Consider the following 20,021-nt stretch of genomic DNA (forward strand, 5'->3'; position numbering starts at 1 on the left):
GGCAGTAGGCAGCAGACCCCGTTTTACGGGGACTGCTGCCTACTGCCGCTAGGGGTTCTGGCTAGCGCACCTGCCGGTGGATTGACTTGTAGCTCAGATACGCGGCTAAGCCTTCCGGACCGTATTCGGTGCCCAGGCCCGAATCGTGGCGGCCGCCAAAGGGGGCTGCATGATTTGAGGCGAAGAAGTTCAGCCCCACGCTTCCGGTGTCCAGCTGCTCGGCAACCCGTAGCGCGTGTTCCTCATCCGCGCCGAAGACCAGCCCGCCCAGGCCGAACTCGGTATTGTTCGCCAGCGCGATTCCTTGGGGTTCCGACTCGTATTTGAGCACGGTAATTACCGGTCCGAAGATTTCTTCACGCGAGATTCTCATCTCGGGTTCAACATCGGCGAAGACCGTGGGCTGAATGAAAAACCCGTCCGCCAGCTCACCTTGCAGCTGCGCTTTCGCGCCTCCGGTGACCGCACGGGCGCCTTGGGCATGTCCGGATTGCACATGCTCGAGCACGCTGTTGTACTGGCTGCGGTTGGCCGAGGGACCAAACACCGTGGCGGGGTCCAACGGGTCCCCCTGCGATGCGGCGCTAATGGTGGACGAAATCACGTCCACCACCTGGTCATAGCGCCCAGCCGGGGCCAAGATGCGCGTGGAAATGTAACAGGTCTGGCCGGTATTGCGCATGCAGGAGCGGATCAGCCGCGAGCCCAGCACATCCAGATCAGCGTCCGGCAGGACTAACGCGCTGGATTTGCCGCCCAGTTCCAGGGTGACCGGACGCAGCAGTTCGCCGCAGGCTCCGGCGATCTTGCGTCCCACCGGGGTGGAGCCGGTGAACGCCACCTTGGACACCAGCCGGTGGCGCACCAGCGTATCTCCTAGCCGGCCCGGGCCGGTGACAAGGTTGGCTACGCCCGCCGGGACTCCGGCGGCCGCCAGCGCATCCATGATGATGCGGAAAGACAGCGGGGTAGGGGAAGCTGGCTTCATCACCACGGTGCACCCGGCTAGTAGTGCCGGGGCGAGTTTGATGACCATCAGGTTGATGGGGAAGTTCCACGGGGCAATGAGCGCGCACACACCTACCGGATCGCGGCGCACCAGCGACTGCCCGGCACCATTGGGGAAGGGGCGTAGATCCTCGTTTTCCAGCAACGGTGCCAGTGATGCAAAGTAGCGGAAGATGCTTGCGGCGTTAGCCGCCGCACCCGAGGTCTCGGAGACGGGGGAACCATTTTCCAAGGTGTTGGTCAGCGACAGTTCGGTGGCCCGGGCCTCGACCTCATCGGCGATGCGCAGCAGCAGGGCCGCGCGATCCGCGGGGGTGAAGGCCTTCCACGCTGAACTGTGCAGGGCCCGGTGTGCCGCGCCGACCGCCGCGTCCACGTCATCTTCGGTACCTTCGGGCACCGAACCCCATACCTTGGCGGTGGCAGGGTCGGTGACTTCGATGCGGTTGGACCCCGTCGAGGCGACCCAATCACCATTGATGAAGTGGGTGTCCACGTGGCGGTAGGGGATCGTTAAAGAATCTCGGGTCATGGTGGTGGTGCTCATCTCAGGACCTCCGTGCGCAGCAGCTTGCGGGAGCGGGCCAGGTCTGCGGTCGCCATATCTACCGCGGCCTGGGTGATCAGTTCCGGAATGATCTCGGTTTCCAGCCGGTCGGTGTAGCGCGCCGGATCCTGGTCAAACCAGCCCGAGGCCAGGGCAATGCCGGCGTGGTCAAAACGCCACAGCCGGTCCGCGTCGCGCATCAGCGCGTCCTCCAAGGAGTAAGCCACCTGCCGGGTGTCATGCCCGTCGATAATCAAGCAGACCGCCTCGATGAATTCTTCGGCAAAGCCCAGTGAGGGCAGTACCCGGCGGGCTACAGCGCAGCCTTCGCGTTCGTGCTCGTAACGGATGTCTGCCTTGCGCCAGTCGCCGCGGAAGCCGTCGGAGATGATCTTGTCCTTGTCCACGTGGGCCCAGCCGGTGTCGTGCAGCAAGGTTGCCACCAGCACCAGGGTGCGGTCGGCCTCCGGGTAGGCATCACACAATCGGCGGGCGAAGGACAAGGAGATGGGCAGGTGGATGTCGTTGCCGCGTGCACGGGTCTCGGGAACCACCGCGGCCCAGAGCCGATCAAGTTCTCCATCTTCATGGATATCCAGGGCAATGGGCCCAGTATTCACTTCACCGGTGGCCGGCAGTGGCCTGGTCTCATTCAGGGTTGTCATTTTGATCCTTAGGCAATCAAGGTCTTGAGTTGGGTGGCGGGGTTGCTGGCGGGGTCCGGGTTGATGTTCTTTCCCGCGGCGAGAGCCTGTTTGACCGCCATGAAATCCAGCGGAGCGTTGACGCAGTCCGCGGCGATGATATGTCCGGCACGGTAGTAGAGCACGGTGAACTTGCCTTTATCGGGAACTTCGCGGCGCACCGTAGCGTCAAATCCCATGGATAGCCCGGCGATCTGCAGTTTCATATTCCCCTGGTTGGACCAGAACCAGGGGATGCCCGCATAGGCTTCGCGCTGGCCCATCAGCGAATAGGCTGCCACCTTGGCATGCTCCACCGCGTTGTTCACCGATTCCAGACGGATGCGCTCGCCGGAAGGCGAGCCGGGCACCGGGTTGGGCATATTGGCTACGTCGCCCACCACGATGGTGTGTCCGTCCGAGGCGACGGCGTGTTCGTCCACCACAATGCCATTATCGATTTTCAGCCCGAGTTTTTCGCCCAGCTGGGTATTGGGAATAACGCCGATACCAATCAGTACGATCTGCGCGGCAATTTCTTCGCCGCTCTCCAGCCGGACCGCTTGCACAGCGCCGTGGCCATCATCAACGATCTTTTCGACGCGTGCGGCGATGCGGATATCTAAGCCACGGTCGGTGTGTTGCTTGCGGAAGTATTCGCTGGTGTCTTCACCGACGGCACGGCCCACCAGACGCGTCCCGTATTCGAGGACGGTGACCTTTTTGCTCATGGCCTGCAACGAGCTGGCTGCCTCCAAGCCAATAAAGCCGCCACCGATGACCACCACGTCGGTGGCTTCCGGGGCCAGCGCCTTGAGCTTGAGCGCATCATCGGCGCTGCGCAGGTACACCACACCGTCCAACTGCGCTCCCGGGGCTTCGAAGAGCCGCGGCCGGGCGCCCACCGTCAGCGCCAACCTGGCGTAGGGGTAGGCGGTGCCGGAGCTTCCCACTGCTTCACCGCTGCCGTCGGGGCGCGGGGTGATCGATTCGATACGTTCGCCCTTGACCAGGGTGATGTTGTGTTGGATCCAGTAGTCGTTGGAGCGGAAGATCAGCGATTCGGAACCGACCTTGTCTTGCAAGAATTCTTTAGACAACGCCGGACGCTGGTAGGGGCGGTGGACTTCCTCGCCCAGCAAGGTGATGTGCTCGGTGTAACCTAGGGCGCGCAGCGAGATGGCTAGCTGCACCCCGGACTGCGAGGCTCCGATAATCAACAGTCCGGTGGCTGTGCCCGGGGCCGGGGCGTCGGCGCCGGCCAGTGAGGGGGAGAGGGTTTGGGTGCTCATGGCTACACCTGGGTTTCCGGGGTAGTGACGTGGATTTCCTGCTCTGCACACAGTTTGATCTGGCAGGACAGCCGGGAGTTCTCTTCGCGGTCCACCGCGGTGCCGTAGAGCATTTCGTCTTCCATCTCTTCCATGGGCTCCAGGGCCTCGAAGTCCTGGGCTGCGACGAAAACGTGGCAGGTGGCGCAGGACAGTGAGCCGCCGCATTCGCCGACGATGCCTTCCACGCCGTTGCGGACGGCGGTTTCCATAACGGAGTCCCCGGTGGTGGCCTCGATGACCTGGGTGGCACCTTCAAAATCGGTGAAGTGTACTTTCGCCATGATGTTTCTCCTGTTCGGGTTCAGCAGCTGAGCGGACTCAGATGAATTGGCGTCCGCCGTCGACGACGAGCGTTTGGCCGGTGATGAATGATGAGTCGGGGCCGGCCAGGAAGAGCGCGGCGCCCACAATGTCTTCGGGCTGGCTGGCGCGTTTCAGTGATCCGCGGTCCACCCCGTAGCTGGCGGCGTCATCCATCAGGCTCAGGCTCGCCTCGGTGAGGGTGAAGCCCGGGGCGATGGTGTTCACCGAGATTTCGCGGCGGCCCAGTTCTTTGGCCATCACGCGGGTCAGCGCGATCACCCCGCCCTTGGAGGCCACGTAGTGGGCCCACTGCTCGGAGCCCGAATACACGGTGGCGCTAGCCAGGTTGATGATCCGGGACCCCGCACCTAGATGCGGGGACAGTGCACGGGAGACCATCCACGGCCCCTTCAGGTTCACGTTCATCACCTGGTCCCATTCGTCGGGGTTAATATCTTCGAATTTGGACCGGGTCACAGTGGCGTAGATGGCGGCGTTGTTGATGAGCACGCCGATGGTTCCGCCGGCAAACTGCGCCGCGGCGGCCGCCAGAGCGTTGGTCGAGGCGGTGTCGGTGACATCCACCTGGAAGGCCGCGGCCTCGCCTCCGGCCTGACGGACCAGGGTCGCGGTTTCTTCGGTGCCTGCCAGATCGATGTCTGCGGCGGCGACCTTGTAGCCGCGGGCCGCAAATCCTAAGGCGAAGGCCCGGCCCAGGCCGCCGGCCGCGCCGGTGATGAGTGCCGTCGGTGAACTGTTCATGACTTTGCCTTTCTGAAGAAGATGATCAAAAGTTTGGGGGTTGGGTGCCGGCCACTTGGGGGATTGGCCGGCACCCGGGGATGGTGAGGGTTATTCGGAAGAGCTTGGGGGATTTTCCGAGAAGACCTCACCGTCAGGGGGATTAGTGCTGGTGGGCGTGGGAGTGTGCTCCCGGCCCGGCAACTAGTTCCGCATCGGTCAGGATCTGCACGGTGCCCTTGGTCCCGTCAACACGCAGCAGATCTCCGGTCTTGATGGTGGCCGAGGCACTGCCGGTGCCGGTGACCGCCGGCAGGTCGTACTCGCGGCAGACGATCGCCGCGTGGCTCATCATGCCGCCGATATCGGTGACCGTGGCCTTGATCTTGCCGAAGATCGGGCCCCAGGACGGTGCGGTGATCGGAGCGACAAGAATTTCTCCTGCTTGCACTAAGGAGAGGTCATCGGCGTGCATGACCACTCGGGCGGGACCCTCCACCAGTCCCGGGGAGGCTGCCATGCCCTTGAGCACGTTCTCCTCGGCGTCCTCGTCGTTGCCCAACCACGACTGCACCTGTTCGGTGGTGATGCCCCACAGCATGCGGGTGAACGGTTCGGTGATGGTCTGCGGCGGGGTGTTCAGCGCAGGAGCCGGGCGGGCGGTCTTCAACGCATCAACAATCAAACGGCGCTTGGCGATCTTCTTGGGCAGGGCCACCGCGGCGATCGGGGTTCCGGCACCTACGCCGAAGTTTGTCACCAGGTCAAAGAGCACGTCGCGGACCTCATTGCGGCCCAGGTAGAGCAGGTCTTCGGGATCTTGGAAGACCCCTGCCTCGGTGAGCATTGTGGACAGCTCGCGCACCTTGCGCCAGAAGACGCCCATGGTCCAGTGCTCAATGTAGAAGTTGTGGTTTTCCACGTACGGGTAGGCGGTAGCCGCCAGCGAACGCTTGGCCTCGAAGATGGCTGCTGCCTCGTCATCGAGCAGCTCGGTGTACTCCTCGACGATGCGCTGCTTCTCCGCGATCAGCTTCTGTGTTGGGCGCAGGATCTGCGCACCATCCTGCACGCGGCTGACGTAGTCGGCGATGAAACCCAGCGGGATTTCCGGGTGCTCATTCCAGTACTTGTCATGAGCGTAGAAGCCGTTGCCGATGGTGAAGTTGAACCATGGCTCATGGGCCTCTTCCCACTGCTTGATCCAGCGCTCGCCGCCGGGAGCCGCCGCGATAGCGGCCAGGGTGGCTGCCGGATCATCGGTACGGGAGAAATGCTGAACAAGGTCCAGCTCGACCGCCAGCAGGGCGAGTGACTTGAGCTCATCATCGGGGCGGAACAGTTCCATGTCCACACCCTGGACCATGGTGGCGATGGACAGGTCAGGGATGTTGGGGAAAACTTCCTTGCAGAAGTTGAAGAAGTCCAGATACGCGATGTAGCCCAGGTTCAAAAATTCGAAGTGGTACTGCCAGTTCTGGTAGGTCAGCGAGATCAGCCGGTCATAGTTGTCCAACAGGATTTCCGAGCCGTCCTTGCCCACACCGTTGGTGATGTCCTCAAAGGGAACGATCTCCGGCAGCGGGTCAAAGCTGATCTGCTCCATGTCGGCAATGGTGCCCTTGACCTTGTCATGCCATGCGGCCAGCTTGTTCTCCCAATCCCCGAAGTAGTGGCCAACGCGGGCCTCAAACTCTGGAACGCGGGCGGCGATCTGATCTTCGGGCACCGGGATTGGCGACATGTACAGGTAGCCCAGGTGCACGCGGAACTCGATGCCGTTGGCGTTCGGGATCAGCAAGTGGCGGGCGTTGTATTGGCCCAGGCACTTCACCGCAAATTCACCGCCAATGGTTTCAAATGGCTTAAACACCGTTGGCCAGTGTGAGGAGTCGCAGAACCAGAACTTGGCGTCTTCCTCTTCCTTCAGCTCGTCCTGGAAGACCAGATAATACGGGTAGATCTCTTCCCATCCTTCGGCGCCGGCGGGGACCGGCAAATCGGATGGTTTAGGGAAGGACTTCATTGTCATGACTTGCACCCTTTCAGGCAGCGGCCGGGAGATCATCAACTGGCCGAGATGGTGGATAGAGCGAGAAAATTAACCGGTGATCTTCGTCAGCGAGGCGGTGATCGAAGAGACCGAACCATAACCGAGCGAGGAGGCGTAACCGCCGGCGCCGAGCTTGGGTGCGGCAGTAGTGGACGAATGCACTGTTTCCGGGCGGGACTGAAGCAGCAGCAGGTTCTGGCCGTCGGGAAGATCGGCGTCCAGGGCCCACTCGATATCCTGCGGGCTCTTGTAATGCTTCTCCGCGCGTTTGGCCATCTGAGCCACCGCTTCAAGTTCGGAGCTGGTCAAGCACAGGACGTTGCGGCGCTGCGGTTCAACTTCGCGTTCCACCAGACAGTTGGTGGCCGGATCCGGGATGAGTTCGGCGTGCTTGTCGCCGATATGCTCGGTGATCACCGCCAAGGTGACCTTGTCCAACTGGATGTTATCCGGGGTGACGGTGCCCGAGACGACCATTTCACCCACACCCCAAGACGCGTCCACGGTGATCTTGGAGCGGTCCCCGTTGGTGGGATCTAAGGTCATGGCGACTCCGGCGACCCTGGCGTTGACCATCTTCTGCACCACGACCGCCATGCACAATCCCTCATCCGGGATGTTGTTCTTGATGCGGTAGATGATGGCGCGTGAGGTGTACAGCGAAGCCCAGCAGGCCCGGATGTGCTCGGCCACCGCAGGATAGCCGTTGAGCCACAAATAGGTGTCCTGCTGCCCGGCGAAGGAGGCGTCTGGCAAGTCTTCGGCGGTGGCCGAGGAACGCACCGCCAGCGGAGCCTCGGATTCAAAGCGGGACTGCAAATCGGCGTAGGCCTGGCGGGTGACCTCGCTCAACTCGGCGGGGACCGGGCGGGAGGTAATCAGTTCCCGGATCGCCGCACTGGCCTGATCCACCGCTTGGATGTCTTCGGGGTCAAGCTGGGCTAGGTGTTCGTTGATGGCCTGGTCCAGTCCGGCGCCCATGAAGGCGCGGAAGGCCGCGGTATTAACAACAAATCCGGGAGGCACCGGCATGCCAGCGGCGGTCATGGTGACCAGCGAAGCGCCCTTGCCGCCCAAGGAGTCCAAGGTGGGAGCTAAGCCGCCGTCGAAGAATTCAATGAAGTCGTTGTTGCTCATGATGTTCTACTTTCGAAGTAAATTCAGTGCGCGTTCAGGGAGACGTTGATTTGCTCGGGGACGCGGAAGGAGAGGTTTTTGCGGAAGCTGATGTGCTCACCGTCCAGCAGCTGAAGATCTGGCAGTGCGCTGGTGAGCTCTTCCAATGCGATCTTGGCCTGGAGTTTGGCCAGCATATTGCCCAGGCAGTAGTGGATGCCGAAGCCGAAGGACAGGTGGTCCCGTGCGTTGGAACGGGAAATGTCGAAGTCCTCACCGTTTTCAAAGCGGGATTCATCGCGGTTGGCCGAGCCCATCAGCAGCAGCAGCTCTCCACCTTCGGGGATCGCCACCCCTGCAACCTCGGTGTCTTCCAGTGCCTTGCGCCGCCAGCCGACTATCGACCCGGAGTAGCGCAGCACTTCATCAATGGCCTTGGGGATTTGCTTGGGTTCGGCGCACAGCGCTTCCCAAGCCTCGCGGTGATCGAGCAGGACACGCACGCAGTTGGAAATGAGCGTGGTGGTGGTTTCGTGGCCGGCGAAGAGCAGCGAGTAGAGCAGTGAGGCAATCTCGTGGTCGCTGATTTCGCCGCCCTCGGACTGCGCCTTGACCAGGTCTGCGGTCAGGTCGTCGCCGCCTTCGGCATGGGCGCGGGCTACGATTTCCTGACAGCGGTTCCAGTATTCAACCAGGTTGTGCGCGTGCGGGATTTGCTCCTCGTCGCTCAAATCTCCCCAGGTCATCGCGGCGCGTGAGTCGCTCCAGCGTTTATAGGTGTCCACCGAGGAGGTATCCTCGCCGATCAGGGTCAGGATGGTGACCGTGGGCAGCGAGTAGGCCAGATCCGCGACGATGTCGCCATGATCATCACCGCGGTCCAGCATCGCTTTGATGGAGGCCTTCACGTTTTCGCGGATCAATGGTTCCAACGCTTTAAAGCGGCGTGGGGTGAAGGCCTTCTGCGCAATGGCCCGGATGCGGGTGTGCTCTGGGGGCCTGCGGGCAGAGAGTCCGGAGTAGGTGGTGAACCCGCCCTCGGTCATGATTTGGGTGGCCTGCGGTCCGCGCTTGCGCACCGGTGCCTGGGCATTCTCCGAGGAGAAGGTCTCCCACTTTTCGAAGACTTCCTTGACGTCGTCATAACGGGTGACCACGTACAGGCCGGTCCGCTCATCAAACATCACCGGTTGCTCGCTGCGCATACGTGCATACGCCGGAAACGGATCTTCCATGGTGAATGGTTCGTAGCCGTGGTGGTCCGCCGGGGCCTGCGCGCCGTAGCCCATTGGGCATCCACCGGAGACTGCTGGGGTGCTGGTCATGAGATGTGGCTCCTCGGGAAATTGCGGATACGTAGATCTGTGATCCACGTAACGTTTACTGATCCCAAGTGTTACCCACGGCACACTCGAACGGAAGATGCATCTTCCGTTCAGTGGAAGCTGTCTTTCTGCCTAGGGTCGGTCCTCATCCTCGTCTAGGTCCGGAATGTTTTTGTCCTTGCCGGTGATCACACCAAGCAGCGTTTCCAGCGGAATATGCACTGTCGCAGCTTCCAGGCGTTTAGCAATGCCGTTGAGAACCGGCAGGTGGCGCTCCATATTGGATGCGTGCGAAGAGGGGACAACTAAACCTATGGAGCACCCCAGACGACCGGTGTGATACACCGGAACCGCGATGGAGCAGGTGCCCAGCCGCACTTCTTCCCGCGTGACCGCAAAGTTGTTCGCCCTGACCTGTTCCAGTTCCTTGCGCAGCTGAATGGGGGAGGTATGGGAGTGCGCGGTGAGCGATTCCAGCGGATGCTCCAAATAGGCGTCCATCACCCAGGCTTCAGAAAAAGCCAGGATCACCTTGCCCACCGCCGTGGCATGCAGGGGTAGCCGGCCGCCGACCCGTGAGGCCCGGGCGATGCGTTTGTTGCCATACACCCGGTCGATGTACAACGCCGAGTTACCGTCCCGGATGGCCAGCTGACTGGTTTCGCCGGTGAGTGAAAAAAGATCCTGGACAAAGGGTCGGGCGGTATCGCGCAGCTGCCTGCCGGTGTTCTGCGCGATGGACCACAGCCGCAGACCCAGTTGGATTCCGCCGTTCGGGGTGCGGCTGAGCATGCCGGCTTCGATGAGCTCGCCGACCAGCCGGTGCGTGGTGGACAGCGGCAGGTTCGCGGACGCGGCGATTTCGGTCAGGCTCAAGGCGCGCCGGGTCGTTTCAAAAGCCGCCAGGATGGCCAGGATTTTAGAGGTGACGCTGCGTCCGGGCTGCGAGGTGCCACCGGCCATGAGTTGCTCCTTGGGTGCAGAACTAGCTTGGTGAGTCCAAGGCTAGCCGTTGCTCGAAGAGATTGGCGCGTTCCACCGCGAGCAAACCGGTGGCGATGATGCGCGCAGTGTCGGTAAACAGGTGGTTGATGACCCGTGATTCGCACAGGTCCACCGCCTGCAGCCGGGTCAGCCCGAACCAGTCCATCACCGTGTCGATCCCGTGGGGAGTCAGCCGCCAGAGCTTGTCCGCGTCCTTGACCAGGCTGTCTTCTAAGCTGGTGGATTCCTTGCGGGAATCGTGGCCATCGATGATGAAGCTGATGCGCTCTAGGACGTCCGGGCCGACCCCGTGTTTTGCCAGGAGTTCTCCGGCCAGTCGGGCGCCTTCTTTTTCATGCTGTAAGACCAGCTCTTTATTTCCGCCGCCCGGGGCGATGGCCGAGAGCACCAAATCTGGCACTACGGATGACCAGCCGATATCGTGCAGCAGTATGGCCGGCAAGACAATATCCGGGTCGGCGTGCCGGTGGTGGCTGAGCAGCGTCTTGGCCAGCGATACCGCGTAGAGGGTGTGCGCGTCGTTGCTGCGCACCAGCAGATACCCCTTAGCGTCTTCCCAGAGACTGGCTAGCAGCGGGTGCTGCTCGAAGAGCGTTGCCGGGCTTGGTCCGAGAAAGGCTGAAACATTGTGGCCATAAAAATTTGTTTCCGGCTGCAGCTTAGTCATGGGGCAATAGTTGCAGAGCAATCACCGCACGGCTAGTGCGTGCTTCCATCCAGTGGATGCCGTATAAAGGAGGCCCGGCCCATGGCCGGGTGCTACCTCGCTGGTCGCAGCCGGGCCGACGGATTTTCCACCTGCCGGTTGAGGTGTCGGGCACGCGCGGACTTGTAGGCTGAAGATTGGGGTCGGAGCCCGGTACCCGTAATTGATCAGGAGGAACGAATGAATTTGGGTGGATGGGTGAAGACGGCGCGGCCGGGCAAGCGTGCGGCGGTTTGCGCGATGGCGGTCATTGCGGGGATATCGCTCACCGGGTGCGGAGCCGTGGAATCCTTCAACAAGCAGACCGCCGACGCGTGGAGCGTGACCTACGAGGTCACGGTCACCGGCGAGACGATCAACGCCGTGGACCAGATCGTTTACCTCGAATCCCCGGGGCGCGGTGAGGCCTCGGCGGAAACCACCGTGGAAACGGCGGCGACGGTTAATGACGCGAAGAATGCAGACACCGCAACCTGGCGGGAAACGACGATAGTTACCGCCGAAGACGACGCCGGTGTTGCAGCCACCCCGCGCAAGGGAGCCAGCGCGACCTGCCGGGTACTGCTCGACGGCGAAAAAGAGATCAGCACAAAAACCGGTGCCGTGGGAGAACGCGTGGAATGCCGGGTGAAGACCCCCGCCTTCGCCGAATAGACCTCGAATTGAATTCAGCAGCGTTGTAGGGAAGTATCCGGATATGGTGGCTGGCTACAGCCAGCACCGCAAATCAGCCAAGGAGATGCAGTGAGTCAATCGGCAAACCAGAACGAGTCCACGGCCTTCAGCTCGCAACAGCTCGAAGAGTTCACGGTGTGCTGCATGCAGGCCGTGGGAGCCAGCGTGGAAGATGCCAGCTACATGGCCTATCACCTGGTGGCCTCCGAAATTGCGGGCCACCCCTCCCACGGCTTGCGCCGGCTACCGGAATACGTGGGCCGGGCCTTGGAAGGCAAGACAAACCCGTCAGCCAAGACCAGCGTTGAGAAAGATTCTGGGGCACTGCTTGCGCTGAACGGCAACCGTGCTCCCGGACATTTTGCCTTACGCGATGCCACCGCGCTCGCCGTAGAACGCGCCAAGGAGTACGGCATTAGTGCCGTCACCGTGCGCAATAGCGACTTCGCCGGACGCTTTGCACCCTTCTGCGAGCAGGCGGCCGAGGCGGGAGTGATCACTCTGATCTTCGGAAACAATAACGGCTCACTGCAATCGGTGCTTCCGCCCGGCGGGCTGCAGCCGCGGCTCTCCACCAACCCCATCGCCGCCGGGGTGCCGCGTGCCCAAGCCCCGCACATGGTGCTTGATTTTGCCACCAGCGCGGTAGCCTCCGGACGACTGCACTATGAGAAAGACAGCGGCGCTAAGGTATCAGAACAATGGGTCGGAGCCGGCGGACACCTCAAACCCTTTGGCGGGTTTAAAGGCTTTGGATTAGCGCTACTTGTTGAAGCTCTCGGCGGTGCGCTGTCCGGTTCGGACACCGTCTCAGGACGCAAGAGCGAAGAAGCCCAAGGAACGCTGATCATTGCCATCGATGTGGCGCAACTACGTGACCTGAATGAGTACACCGCGCAGGTGGAAGAATTCATCGCCTATGTGAAGGACACCGAAATGGAAGCCGGTCAGTCTGCGGTGCGCGCTCCCGGTGAAAATGCTCCAAGTGCCGAACAGCTCGCCGCGGATAATACAATCTTGCTCAACCCCGTGACCACGGCTTCGTTGTTCCAGATTGCCGAGCAGCTGAAGGTGGATGCACCGCAGGTCAGATAGGTTTGCAACGTTGATCTTGAAGTGCCGGACAGGGGTGGCCTTGTATCCGCAGGAGGAAGAGATAGAGCCTGAACCTGGGTCCTGCAAGCTGCAGACTTCTCGGAGCTGATCAAGTAGTCTTCGTTGGATTGCGTGAAAACCTGACGAGGTAAGTGATTTTTCGTTCGATTGGCATTGGTGTTGCTGAGATCCTAAAAGCGGACGGTGGGTAATGTGTTGGTGCAACGTGCCGAGACTACTCCTCGGCGATTTCGCGTTTTGTCTCCGGACAACCCGATCCGACCATGGATGGCTATCTGCTTCCCGGCTTTCCTGCGAATCTTTGCTTGTTAGACACCCTGCATATTGCACGCCAGATGCGCGACGGGGGAATCCGGCGGTCCTTGGGCGCGGTATTGGGTGTGGGTGTTTGCTTTGGATACATCCCCTATTACGAATAGCTCATAGCGGTGCTATGATTACGAAAAGGTAATGAAATCTTCTTTACTACGTAAAGGTAATGAAAATGCATGGGATCATCCGCAAGACATCCGACCTCGGGTTGATGGTGTTGGCTGTGCGGCAACGTCACGGACTCTCACAGGTAGAACTTGCGGAGCGTCTCGGAGTCAGCCAACGCTACCTTTCTGAACTGGAAACGGGCAAGCCAAAAGTGCTCAATGCCAGGCTCCTCGAAGTCTTGTCAGCGCTCGGAATTGAGCTTTCGTTCAGGGAGGCCCGGTAGCCAGTGGATGCAACCCTTCCAATCCACATCTACGGAGTTTATGTCGGCGACATCCGTCGCATTTCTCGCGATCAAATCACCTATCAGTCCACCAGTGAAGGAATGGCCAAATTTGGCATTGGTTCGACGATTGTTTCCTTGAGCCTGCCGCTGGGCCCTCGTCAGTCTCTGCCAGGAGCGGCAACAGCATTTTTTGGAGGACTGCTTCCCGAGGGTAAAGGTCTGGAGAACCTTGTTCGAGATTCCGGGGCAGAGCGCCCCGACGTGTTTGGACATCTCGCATACGCAGGACTCGATGTAGCCGGGGCACTGCAAATTGGTGAAATATCAGATCTATCGGTAGGTAGCTATGAGCCGATGACCGACGCCCAAGTCGCACAAAAAATCGGGCGCATCAACCTCCACACGTTAGGCCAAGTAGGCGGTGGAGGATCACTGGCCGGCTATCAACCAAAGATGACGATGGCCCGTATCGATGGAGCCTGGCACGATGCAGTGAATGGTGCACCGAGTACGCACATAGTGAAGCCTTGCGTAGACGAGGACTCCGCCCGCGGACTGCGTGCACTTTTTGATGAAGCGTACTGCCTGGAACTCGGTAGAAGGTGTGATCTGGTGAACTTCGCCAGCGAGGTGTCAATATTTGATGGCACCTCCGCTTTGGTGATCGAAAGATACGATCGGTTCACCGATGACCAAGGGGTCATTGGGCGAGTCCACCAAGAAGATTTGGCTCAGGCGATCGGTCTTCCGTGGGATGCCGATTCGAAGTTTGAGCACAATCACCCTTACCGTGCCACTCTCAAAAATATGGCAGGTATCTTGAGCCGGCGACGCACAGCTTTCGGGCAAGGCCTTGATGACCGCGAGCAGCTTTTGGCCTACGTCGTGGCAAACGTTGTTTGCGGAAACACTGACGCCCATGGAAAGAATTTCTCCATCCTCCACAGGCCTGATGGGCGTATCGAGTTGGCTCCGTTATACGACGTCACTCCTCAGATTCTTTACTATGGTCGACCCGTCACACTCTCGATGAAGATCGACGGGATCTCGCATCAGCCGCACGTCACCCGCGAACGGTTGATTTCGGAGGCTGCATCGTGGGGGCTCAAAGAGAATCGGGCGTTGGAAATTGTCAATGAGACTTTGGAAAAGCTTCGATATGCCAGCCAAGAAATCGAGCTACGCGGCGGCAGCGAGAAGCTGCCCCTCCTAGTTGCCGGCCATGCTAAAAATCTGCTGAACGGTAGGAAAGCGGCAATTGCCAGTGGACCGATTGCCCTGAGCAATTTGGCACCCATCTCGAAACTTCCTCCAGTGAGAGAACCGTAACCATCCCACACAGGGGGTCTCTGAGCTACCATTCCCAAACCGGTGAAACGCTCAACAGCGAACTTCTCACGCTTGACGCTGTTGCGCTACTGGTTCCGCTCGTATATCGCACTTGGATGATGCAGGTGCAAGGGCACCATGACATCAATCCTTCGACAGGGAACCTCACGGGGGTAAATACTGAAGCAGTTTGAATGCCAAACACCCCTAGATGTGTGAGACCAGCGGATCCGAGAGTCGCAGAAGATCAGTTGTCCTCAAACGCGGACTAGGTGTAGGTAGTGTCCTTAGCAATAACGTTGAATCCCTTTTTGCCGACCCCCGAACAGTTACCTCATGGATTCGCATAAACACGGATCGATTAAACGCCTCAGGGCTGTTGCCACCATCGTGATGGTGGCAACCGCCCCGAGGGATCCAGCTGCGGACCGAGCTAGCTGCTCTTGGCAGGCACAGCCGGGTCCGGTGAACCCTCGGCCTCTGCATGCGGATGACGACGTTCCAAAGAAGCGCCTTCCACATCAATATCCGGCAGGATCCTGTTGAGCCACTTCGGCAGCCACCAGGCCTTGTCGCAGGCTAAGTGCATGAGTGCCGGGATCAAAAGCATGCGAACCACAAACGCATCAACCAGTACGCCGAAAGCCAGGGCAAAGCCGATCGGCCGGATCATCGCGCTGTGTGAGAACACAAAGCCGCCGAAGACCGAGATCATGATGATCGCGGCCGCGGATACCACTGCGCGTCCGGCGCGAACGCCCTGGACCACCGCCAACCGCGAGCTGGCCCCATGGGCGTAGGCCTCGCGCATGCCCGAGCCGATGAACAGCTGGTAATCCATGGCCAGTCCGAAGAGGATTCCGACCAGCAGCGTGGGCAGGAAGTTCAGGATGGGCCCTGGGGTATCAACCCCGAAGACCGCGGAGAACCAGCCCCACTGGTAGATGGCCACCACGCCGCCGAGGGCCGCGAAGTAGGAAAGGATAAATCCGAGCGTGGCAACTACCGGCACAAAAATCGAGCGGAACACCAGAATCAGGATGATCATGGACAGTCCCACCACCACGCCCAGGTAGATCGGCAGGGCTTGGGCAAGCTTCTCTGAGATGTCCACGTTGCCACTGGCCGCACCGGCCACGCCAATCTCAAATTTGCCGTCCAGCGGTGAGAGCCCACGCAGGTCGTGCACCAGGTTTTCGGTGGAAACGCTGGTGGGGCCCTGCGCAGGGATGACCTGGAATGCGGCTACCGTGCGGTCCGTGGAGGTGCCTGCCGGGGCAATAGCAACCACGTCTGGCTGGGCGAAGAGCGCCTCGGCGATCTCGCGCTGGTAAGCCAGCGCCGCCTCGTCGGTGTTGGTGGCGGGAAGGTCGGCGACCACCAGCAGCGGACCGTTCTGGCCTTCGCCGAACCGCTCGGAGATGGCCGAATACGCGCGGTACTGCGTGGTGTCGTGGGCTTCGGAAGACCCGTCGGGCAGGTTCAGCCGCAGGTCTAGTGCTGGAATCGCGAGCACCAGCAAGAGCGCGATAGAGACCACCGCGGTGCCGATGGCGCCCTTGGTGGACATTGCACGCACGGCCTTCTTCGGGGACGGGGCGAGCACTGGTTGCGCCGCTGCACCGGCAGCCAGCGCTGTGCGTTCCTTGCGGCTGAGGATCTTGGTCCCCACCAGTGAAAGCAGTGCCGGGGTCATGGTGATGGCCACCAGCACGGCAATCAGGACGCTGACCGCGCCAACGGAGCCCATAAGTCCCAGGAACGGAATGCGCGTGACATTTAGTGCCAGCAAGGCGATGAACACGGTGGCGCCGGCAAAGACCACGGCATTGCCGGAGGTGCCGTTGGCCAAGGCGATCGACTCGCGGACCGAGTAGCCGTCCTTGAGCTGGTGGCGGTGGCGGTTGATGATGAACAACGAGTAGTCGATGCCCACCGCCAGACCCAGCATTAAGCCGAGCATCGGGGTTACCGAGGACATGTCCAGCACGCTGGACAGCGACATGGCGCCCAGGGCGCCGATGGCAACGCCCACCAGGGCCGTCAGCAGCGGAAGCCCCGCACCGATCAGTGTCCCCAGCATGACTACCAGGACGATTCCGGCGACCAGCAGGCCAATGGCCTCGCCTACGCCAAAGACGCTGGGGATGCCCTGGGAGACCTCGGAGGAGTAGTCGAAGCTGACGCCCGCAACGGGGGCGTCGTCGAATGCCGCAACCAGTTGATCCTTGGTTTCCTGGGCGATATCCATCTGTGCCTCGGTGAAGACCGTGGTGATGACCGCGGCTGTGCCGTCCTGGGACACGTTGCGGATTTCGGCCGCCATCTCCAGCAGTGAGGCGCCCTGCTCAAGGGACTCTTGCTGTGCCTCAAGCTCGGCGGTGTTTTCTTCAAGTGCTGCGCGTTGCTTCTCCAGCTCGGCGGCGCCGGCGTCCAGCTGGGCAAGCTGCGCGTCGAATTGGGCCTTGGCCGGCTCGTACATGCCGGCCGCCTTGGCCTGGCTGATGGCCTGCTCGAGCTGTTCGCGCCCGGTATTCAGTTGGGCCTCGGCATCATCAAGTTGGGTGGTGCCCGCAGTTAGCTGCTCACGGGCGTCGGCGATTTGGGCCTTGCCATCCTTGATGTCCTTGGCCTGCTTGCTGCGCTCGGCCTCGCTGGCAAAGGGATCAACGATGGTTTCGATGCCATTGATCGTGGTTGCCTTGGTGATGATCTTGCTGATTGCTTTTTCCTGCGCCGGCGTGAAGGCCTTGCCGTCGCTGGTTTGGGCTACGACACTGCCGGTGCCGCCCGAAGCCTCGGGGAACTTCTCGGCAAGCTTGTCGGTGACCTGCGCGGTGGGGGTGCCGGGAATCGACATGGCGTTTGACAGCGTTCCGCCACCCAGCGCGAAGGCCACGCCCACGGCCAGCAGTACCGCGAACCACGCGGCCAGGATTTTTCGTGCATGGCGGGCGGAGCCGCGTCCAAGACGATACAGAAATTCAGCCATGAGTCCTTCGTAGTTTGTTGTAAAAGATGCTTCTTAGTGGAGTTAGTGGGACCCAAACCCGGTGCGCAGCGAGCTAATCAGCCGGTCGACAAGTTGTGACCACAGCTTCCTGGATTCCGGTGAGTCGACGGCGCCGCAGACCGAGATCCAGTGCAGGTAAATCACCAGCAAGCCGTTGGTCATGGTGCTGACCAACAAACCCGCCTCAAGCGGATCCGCATCGGGGTGCCGGCCGTGCAATTCCCGCCCGAGGTGTTCATTAATTTCGGTAAACGCGCGTCCGGCCATTTGAGCCTGACGTGGCGTAAGCCGGGGATCATCGCTGCCAAGGACCTTTGTCAGGTAGACCATGGCGTTGATCAGATCGGCTTGGCGAAAGGTCTGTGCAAGATCATCAAAAATGGGGACCTTGGCACTGCCGGACGCCGGCGAAATGGAGGCAAGGTGTTCAACGACCCGTGTGAGTTCTTTGCCGCATGCCTCAATGATCACGTCATCGAGGGAGGCGAAATGGTTGAAGATCGTGCGGCGGGAGACATTTGCTGCAAGTGCCAAGTCGTCAACGGAGAACTCACTGCTCTGACGCTCGCGCATGATTCTCGAGGCGGCGTCGATGATCGACTGGCGATGCTTTGCCTTGATCTCGGTACGGCGGTCAACCGCCGTCAGGGGAGTATTCACCTAATTACACTAAGTGCATCGATGCATTCAGTGCAACTATCTAGCGGCAGGTGTGATGCGACTCTCGCGGGTCTGTGTCACGGACGGAATTAGAGTCCGGGCTCAGCGTCCATCATGGTGTTGCACAATGGTGCTGATTAGCCGGTTCAGGCGCATGGCCAGCTGGAGGTCCAGATTTCGTGAGGAATCTTTCCACCCCGGCCCAATGAGCTTGTCGATACGCTCCAGTCGGTTATACAAGGTATTGGCGTGGATATATAACGCTGCGCAGGTGCGCACATGCATCCGATAGTGCGCTGCACAGTATTATTCGGTGGAACTAGGCGTGCTGGATTGAATTCAGCGGAGAGTTACGGGGCAATAGAACTAAGACCATGGCTAAGCCAAGGGTCCCGAAGAACACGCTCACCCACCAGGTGGAAGACCAACCTCCAGTGAGGACTACCAGCCACGCGACAAGCATGGGACCGGTGAAGTTCCCGATATTAAAAATCTGCTGCATCAGGCCCATGGCCGCTGGGGCCGAGCCGCCTTCCGGCGCCAGATCCACCGCCAAGCGAGTCATCGTGGCAGGAACCGCGGCACCGCATAAGGAGAACAGTCCCACACACAGCACCTGAACGAGGACCAGAGTTTTCGGGTAATCGATCGCGAAAGTCAGCACGGCCGTCACGGCCATGATCACATATGAGCCCAACAACAAGTGCTTGCCGGCGATGCCACGTTGCAGCAGCACTCCGGTGATGATTGCCCCGAGGGCGTTCAGCCCGCCGACTACAGCCGAGAATAATCCCCCGAGAATCGGTGACAGCCCGTCTTCACGGAAAATGGTGGGCAAAAATCCAACGATCGCCATCCACTGCACCGTGTAGCAGCCAAAGATGAGGCCGCTGACCCAAACTCGGCCAGAAGAAGCGGTGACCGCGATTTTTCGGAAGGCGGATTTGGTGCTCGAACCTCCGCCCGGGTCGGTGGCGGAGACGAATTTGAGAATCAATGCAATCGGTACAAGCGTGAGCAGTCCCAGGATGAACCACCAGGTCTGCCATGAGATGAATTGCAGGGAAATTGCGGTTCCCAGAATGCCGAAGAACGTTGCAATACCCATGAACGCAGCCCACCAGCCCACCGCAAGATTCATCCGTTTTAAAGGTGCATGGGCGCGGACCAAACCAGGGCCCATTACGCTGCACATGATGACGCCGGCACCTTCAATGATGCGTGTCCCTAGGAGCATGCCAGCGCTGGGGGAGAACGAGCCGAGAATTGAACCGCAAACCAGCAATATCAGGCCGAGCAGCATGATCTTTCGTTGGGAGTAAATTTCTGCCAGCAACGACATGGCCAAACCGCCAACCATGCCGGCAACTTGAACAACACCGAGCAGCACTCCGGAAAGAAATAGCGAGATTTGTAGTTCTTCTTGCAGTACCGGAATCGCCGCTGGAAGCTTCCAAATATGCAGGGCCGCCATAACTCCTGCGAAGACAGTGATAATCCACGCAGAGTCGGTGCGCTGGTGAGTATCGACTGAATTGTTCGTTGAGTTCATGACTTTTCCTTCCACGTCGGATCAGGCCATCTAGCGACCGTGATCCAAGGCATACACCGTGGATTCTTTCACGACCTATCCCAAAGCTTGGCTTTGTAACGTCATATGCTGTTCGACCCAGTATTTAAGAATCCTTGGGATTTCATGGA

General features: G+C 60.3%; 18 protein-coding genes. 4 read left to right on the forward strand and 14 right to left on the reverse strand.

Annotation, left to right across the window (positions count from 1 at the left end; all coding sequences use genetic code 11):
- Window positions 1-61: 61 nt before the first annotated feature.
- The 10 genes from CIK74_RS03490 to CIK74_RS03535 form a co-directional block, all read right to left on the reverse strand.
- Window positions 62-1,555 (reverse strand): aldehyde dehydrogenase family protein, encoded by a 1,494-nt coding sequence (locus CIK74_RS03490; RefSeq protein ID WP_096254381.1) that lies wholly within the window; start codon window positions 1,553-1,555, stop codon window positions 62-64.
- On the reverse strand, window positions 1,552-2,220 hold the full coding sequence (locus CIK74_RS03495; RefSeq protein WP_096254382.1) for an HD domain-containing protein: 669 nt from the start codon (window positions 2,218-2,220) through the stop codon (window positions 1,552-1,554). The genes CIK74_RS03490 and CIK74_RS03495 overlap by 4 nt, the downstream gene beginning before the upstream one ends.
- 8 nt (window positions 2,221-2,228) lie before the next feature.
- Complete coding sequence (locus CIK74_RS03500) at window positions 2,229-3,530, reverse strand: FAD-dependent oxidoreductase (protein ID WP_096254383.1); 1,302 nt, start codon at window positions 3,528-3,530, stop codon at window positions 2,229-2,231.
- Window positions 3,531-3,532: 2 nt separating this feature from the next.
- A complete protein-coding gene (locus tag CIK74_RS03505) occupies window positions 3,533-3,853 on the reverse strand; it encodes a 2Fe-2S iron-sulfur cluster-binding protein (RefSeq protein ID WP_096254384.1) in 321 nt (106 codons plus the stop codon).
- A gap of 37 nt (window positions 3,854-3,890) precedes the next feature.
- A complete protein-coding gene (locus tag CIK74_RS03510; RefSeq protein WP_096254385.1) occupies window positions 3,891-4,637 on the reverse strand; it encodes an SDR family oxidoreductase in 747 nt (248 codons plus the stop codon).
- A gap of 142 nt (window positions 4,638-4,779) precedes the next feature.
- Entirely contained in the window at window positions 4,780-6,648 is a 1,869-nt protein-coding gene (locus tag CIK74_RS03515) for a PEP-utilizing enzyme (RefSeq protein WP_096254386.1), read from the reverse strand.
- A 69-nt stretch (window positions 6,649-6,717) separates the two neighbouring features.
- Complete coding sequence (locus CIK74_RS03520; RefSeq protein WP_096254387.1) at window positions 6,718-7,806, reverse strand: PEP/pyruvate-binding domain-containing protein; 1,089 nt, start codon at window positions 7,804-7,806, stop codon at window positions 6,718-6,720.
- Window positions 7,807-7,829: 23 nt separating this feature from the next.
- Window positions 7,830-9,110, reverse strand: coding sequence for a cytochrome P450 (locus tag CIK74_RS03525; protein ID WP_096254388.1), 1,281 nt, complete (start codon window positions 9,108-9,110; stop codon window positions 7,830-7,832).
- 132 nt (window positions 9,111-9,242) lie between these two features.
- Window positions 9,243-10,073, reverse strand: coding sequence for an IclR family transcriptional regulator (locus CIK74_RS03530; RefSeq protein ID WP_096254389.1), 831 nt, complete (start codon window positions 10,071-10,073; stop codon window positions 9,243-9,245).
- 22 nt (window positions 10,074-10,095) lie between these two features.
- On the reverse strand, window positions 10,096-10,782 hold the full coding sequence (locus CIK74_RS03535) for an HD domain-containing protein (protein WP_096254390.1): 687 nt from the start codon (window positions 10,780-10,782) through the stop codon (window positions 10,096-10,098).
- Between the two features lie 219 nt (window positions 10,783-11,001).
- Between CIK74_RS03535 and CIK74_RS03540 the strand changes: the two genes are divergently transcribed.
- The 4 genes from CIK74_RS03540 to CIK74_RS03555 all read left to right on the forward strand — a co-directional run bounded on the left by CIK74_RS03540 (window position 11,002) and on the right by CIK74_RS03555 (window position 14,647).
- Window positions 11,002-11,475 (forward strand): hypothetical protein, encoded by a 474-nt coding sequence (locus tag CIK74_RS03540; protein ID WP_096254391.1) that lies wholly within the window; start codon window positions 11,002-11,004, stop codon window positions 11,473-11,475.
- Window positions 11,476-11,565: 90 nt separating this feature from the next.
- A complete protein-coding gene (locus CIK74_RS03545; protein WP_096254392.1) occupies window positions 11,566-12,591 on the forward strand; it encodes an Ldh family oxidoreductase in 1,026 nt (341 codons plus the stop codon).
- A 505-nt stretch (window positions 12,592-13,096) separates the two neighbouring features.
- Complete coding sequence (locus CIK74_RS03550) at window positions 13,097-13,315, forward strand: helix-turn-helix domain-containing protein (RefSeq protein WP_188683557.1); 219 nt, start codon at window positions 13,097-13,099, stop codon at window positions 13,313-13,315.
- Between the two features lie 3 nt (window positions 13,316-13,318).
- The gene (locus tag CIK74_RS03555; protein WP_096254394.1) at window positions 13,319-14,647 is read left to right on the forward strand and encodes a HipA domain-containing protein; all 1,329 of its coding nucleotides are present in this window, start codon (window positions 13,319-13,321) and stop codon (window positions 14,645-14,647) included.
- A 433-nt stretch (window positions 14,648-15,080) separates the two neighbouring features.
- Here CIK74_RS03555 and CIK74_RS03560 read toward each other — a convergent pair whose 3' ends face one another.
- The 4 genes from CIK74_RS03560 to CIK74_RS03575 all read right to left on the reverse strand — a co-directional run bounded on the left by CIK74_RS03560 (window position 15,081) and on the right by CIK74_RS03575 (window position 19,872).
- Window positions 15,081-17,639, reverse strand: a complete 2,559-nt coding sequence (locus tag CIK74_RS03560) for an MMPL family transporter (protein WP_096254395.1) — start codon at window positions 17,637-17,639, stop codon at window positions 15,081-15,083.
- A gap of 42 nt (window positions 17,640-17,681) precedes the next feature.
- Entirely contained in the window at window positions 17,682-18,320 is a 639-nt protein-coding gene (locus CIK74_RS03565) for a TetR/AcrR family transcriptional regulator (RefSeq protein ID WP_096254396.1), read from the reverse strand.
- Window positions 18,321-18,422: 102 nt separating this feature from the next.
- The gene (locus CIK74_RS03570; protein ID WP_170947724.1) at window positions 18,423-18,599 is read right to left on the reverse strand and encodes a helix-turn-helix domain-containing protein; all 177 of its coding nucleotides are present in this window, start codon (window positions 18,597-18,599) and stop codon (window positions 18,423-18,425) included.
- 40 nt (window positions 18,600-18,639) lie between these two features.
- Entirely contained in the window at window positions 18,640-19,872 is a 1,233-nt protein-coding gene (locus tag CIK74_RS03575) for an MFS transporter (RefSeq protein WP_096254398.1), read from the reverse strand.
- Window positions 19,873-20,021: the final 149 nt, after the last annotated feature.

The organism is Glutamicibacter sp. BW77 (assembly GCF_002332285.1).
GTDB lineage: Bacteria > Actinomycetota > Actinomycetes > Actinomycetales > Micrococcaceae > Glutamicibacter > Glutamicibacter bergerei.

Coding starts and splice junctions, on each gene's coding strand:
- CIK74_RS03490 (WP_096254381.1), bottom strand. CDS start 1,555: ATGAGCACCACCACCATGACCCGAGATTCTTTAACGATCCCCTACCGC.
- CIK74_RS03495 (WP_096254382.1), bottom strand. CDS start 2,220: ATGACAACCCTGAATGAGACCAGGCCACTGCCGGCCACCGGTGAAGTG.
- CIK74_RS03500 (WP_096254383.1), bottom strand. CDS start 3,530: ATGAGCACCCAAACCCTCTCCCCCTCACTGGCCGGCGCCGACGCCCCG.
- CIK74_RS03505 (WP_096254384.1), bottom strand. CDS start 3,853: ATGGCGAAAGTACACTTCACCGATTTTGAAGGTGCCACCCAGGTCATC.
- CIK74_RS03510 (WP_096254385.1), bottom strand. CDS start 4,637: ATGAACAGTTCACCGACGGCACTCATCACCGGCGCGGCCGGCGGCCTG.
- CIK74_RS03515 (WP_096254386.1), bottom strand. CDS start 6,648: ATGACAATGAAGTCCTTCCCTAAACCATCCGATTTGCCGGTCCCCGCC.
- CIK74_RS03520 (WP_096254387.1), bottom strand. CDS start 7,806: ATGAGCAACAACGACTTCATTGAATTCTTCGACGGCGGCTTAGCTCCC.
- CIK74_RS03525 (WP_096254388.1), bottom strand. CDS start 9,110: ATGACCAGCACCCCAGCAGTCTCCGGTGGATGCCCAATGGGCTACGGC.
- CIK74_RS03530 (WP_096254389.1), bottom strand. CDS start 10,073: ATGGCCGGTGGCACCTCGCAGCCCGGACGCAGCGTCACCTCTAAAATC.
- CIK74_RS03535 (WP_096254390.1), bottom strand. CDS start 10,782: ATGACTAAGCTGCAGCCGGAAACAAATTTTTATGGCCACAATGTTTCA.
- CIK74_RS03540 (WP_096254391.1), top strand. CDS start 11,002: ATGAATTTGGGTGGATGGGTGAAGACGGCGCGGCCGGGCAAGCGTGCG.
- CIK74_RS03550 (WP_188683557.1), top strand. CDS start 13,097: ATGCATGGGATCATCCGCAAGACATCCGACCTCGGGTTGATGGTGTTG.
- CIK74_RS03560 (WP_096254395.1), bottom strand. CDS start 17,639: ATGGCTGAATTTCTGTATCGTCTTGGACGCGGCTCCGCCCGCCATGCA.
- CIK74_RS03575 (WP_096254398.1), bottom strand. CDS start 19,872: ATGAACTCAACGAACAATTCAGTCGATACTCACCAGCGCACCGACTCT.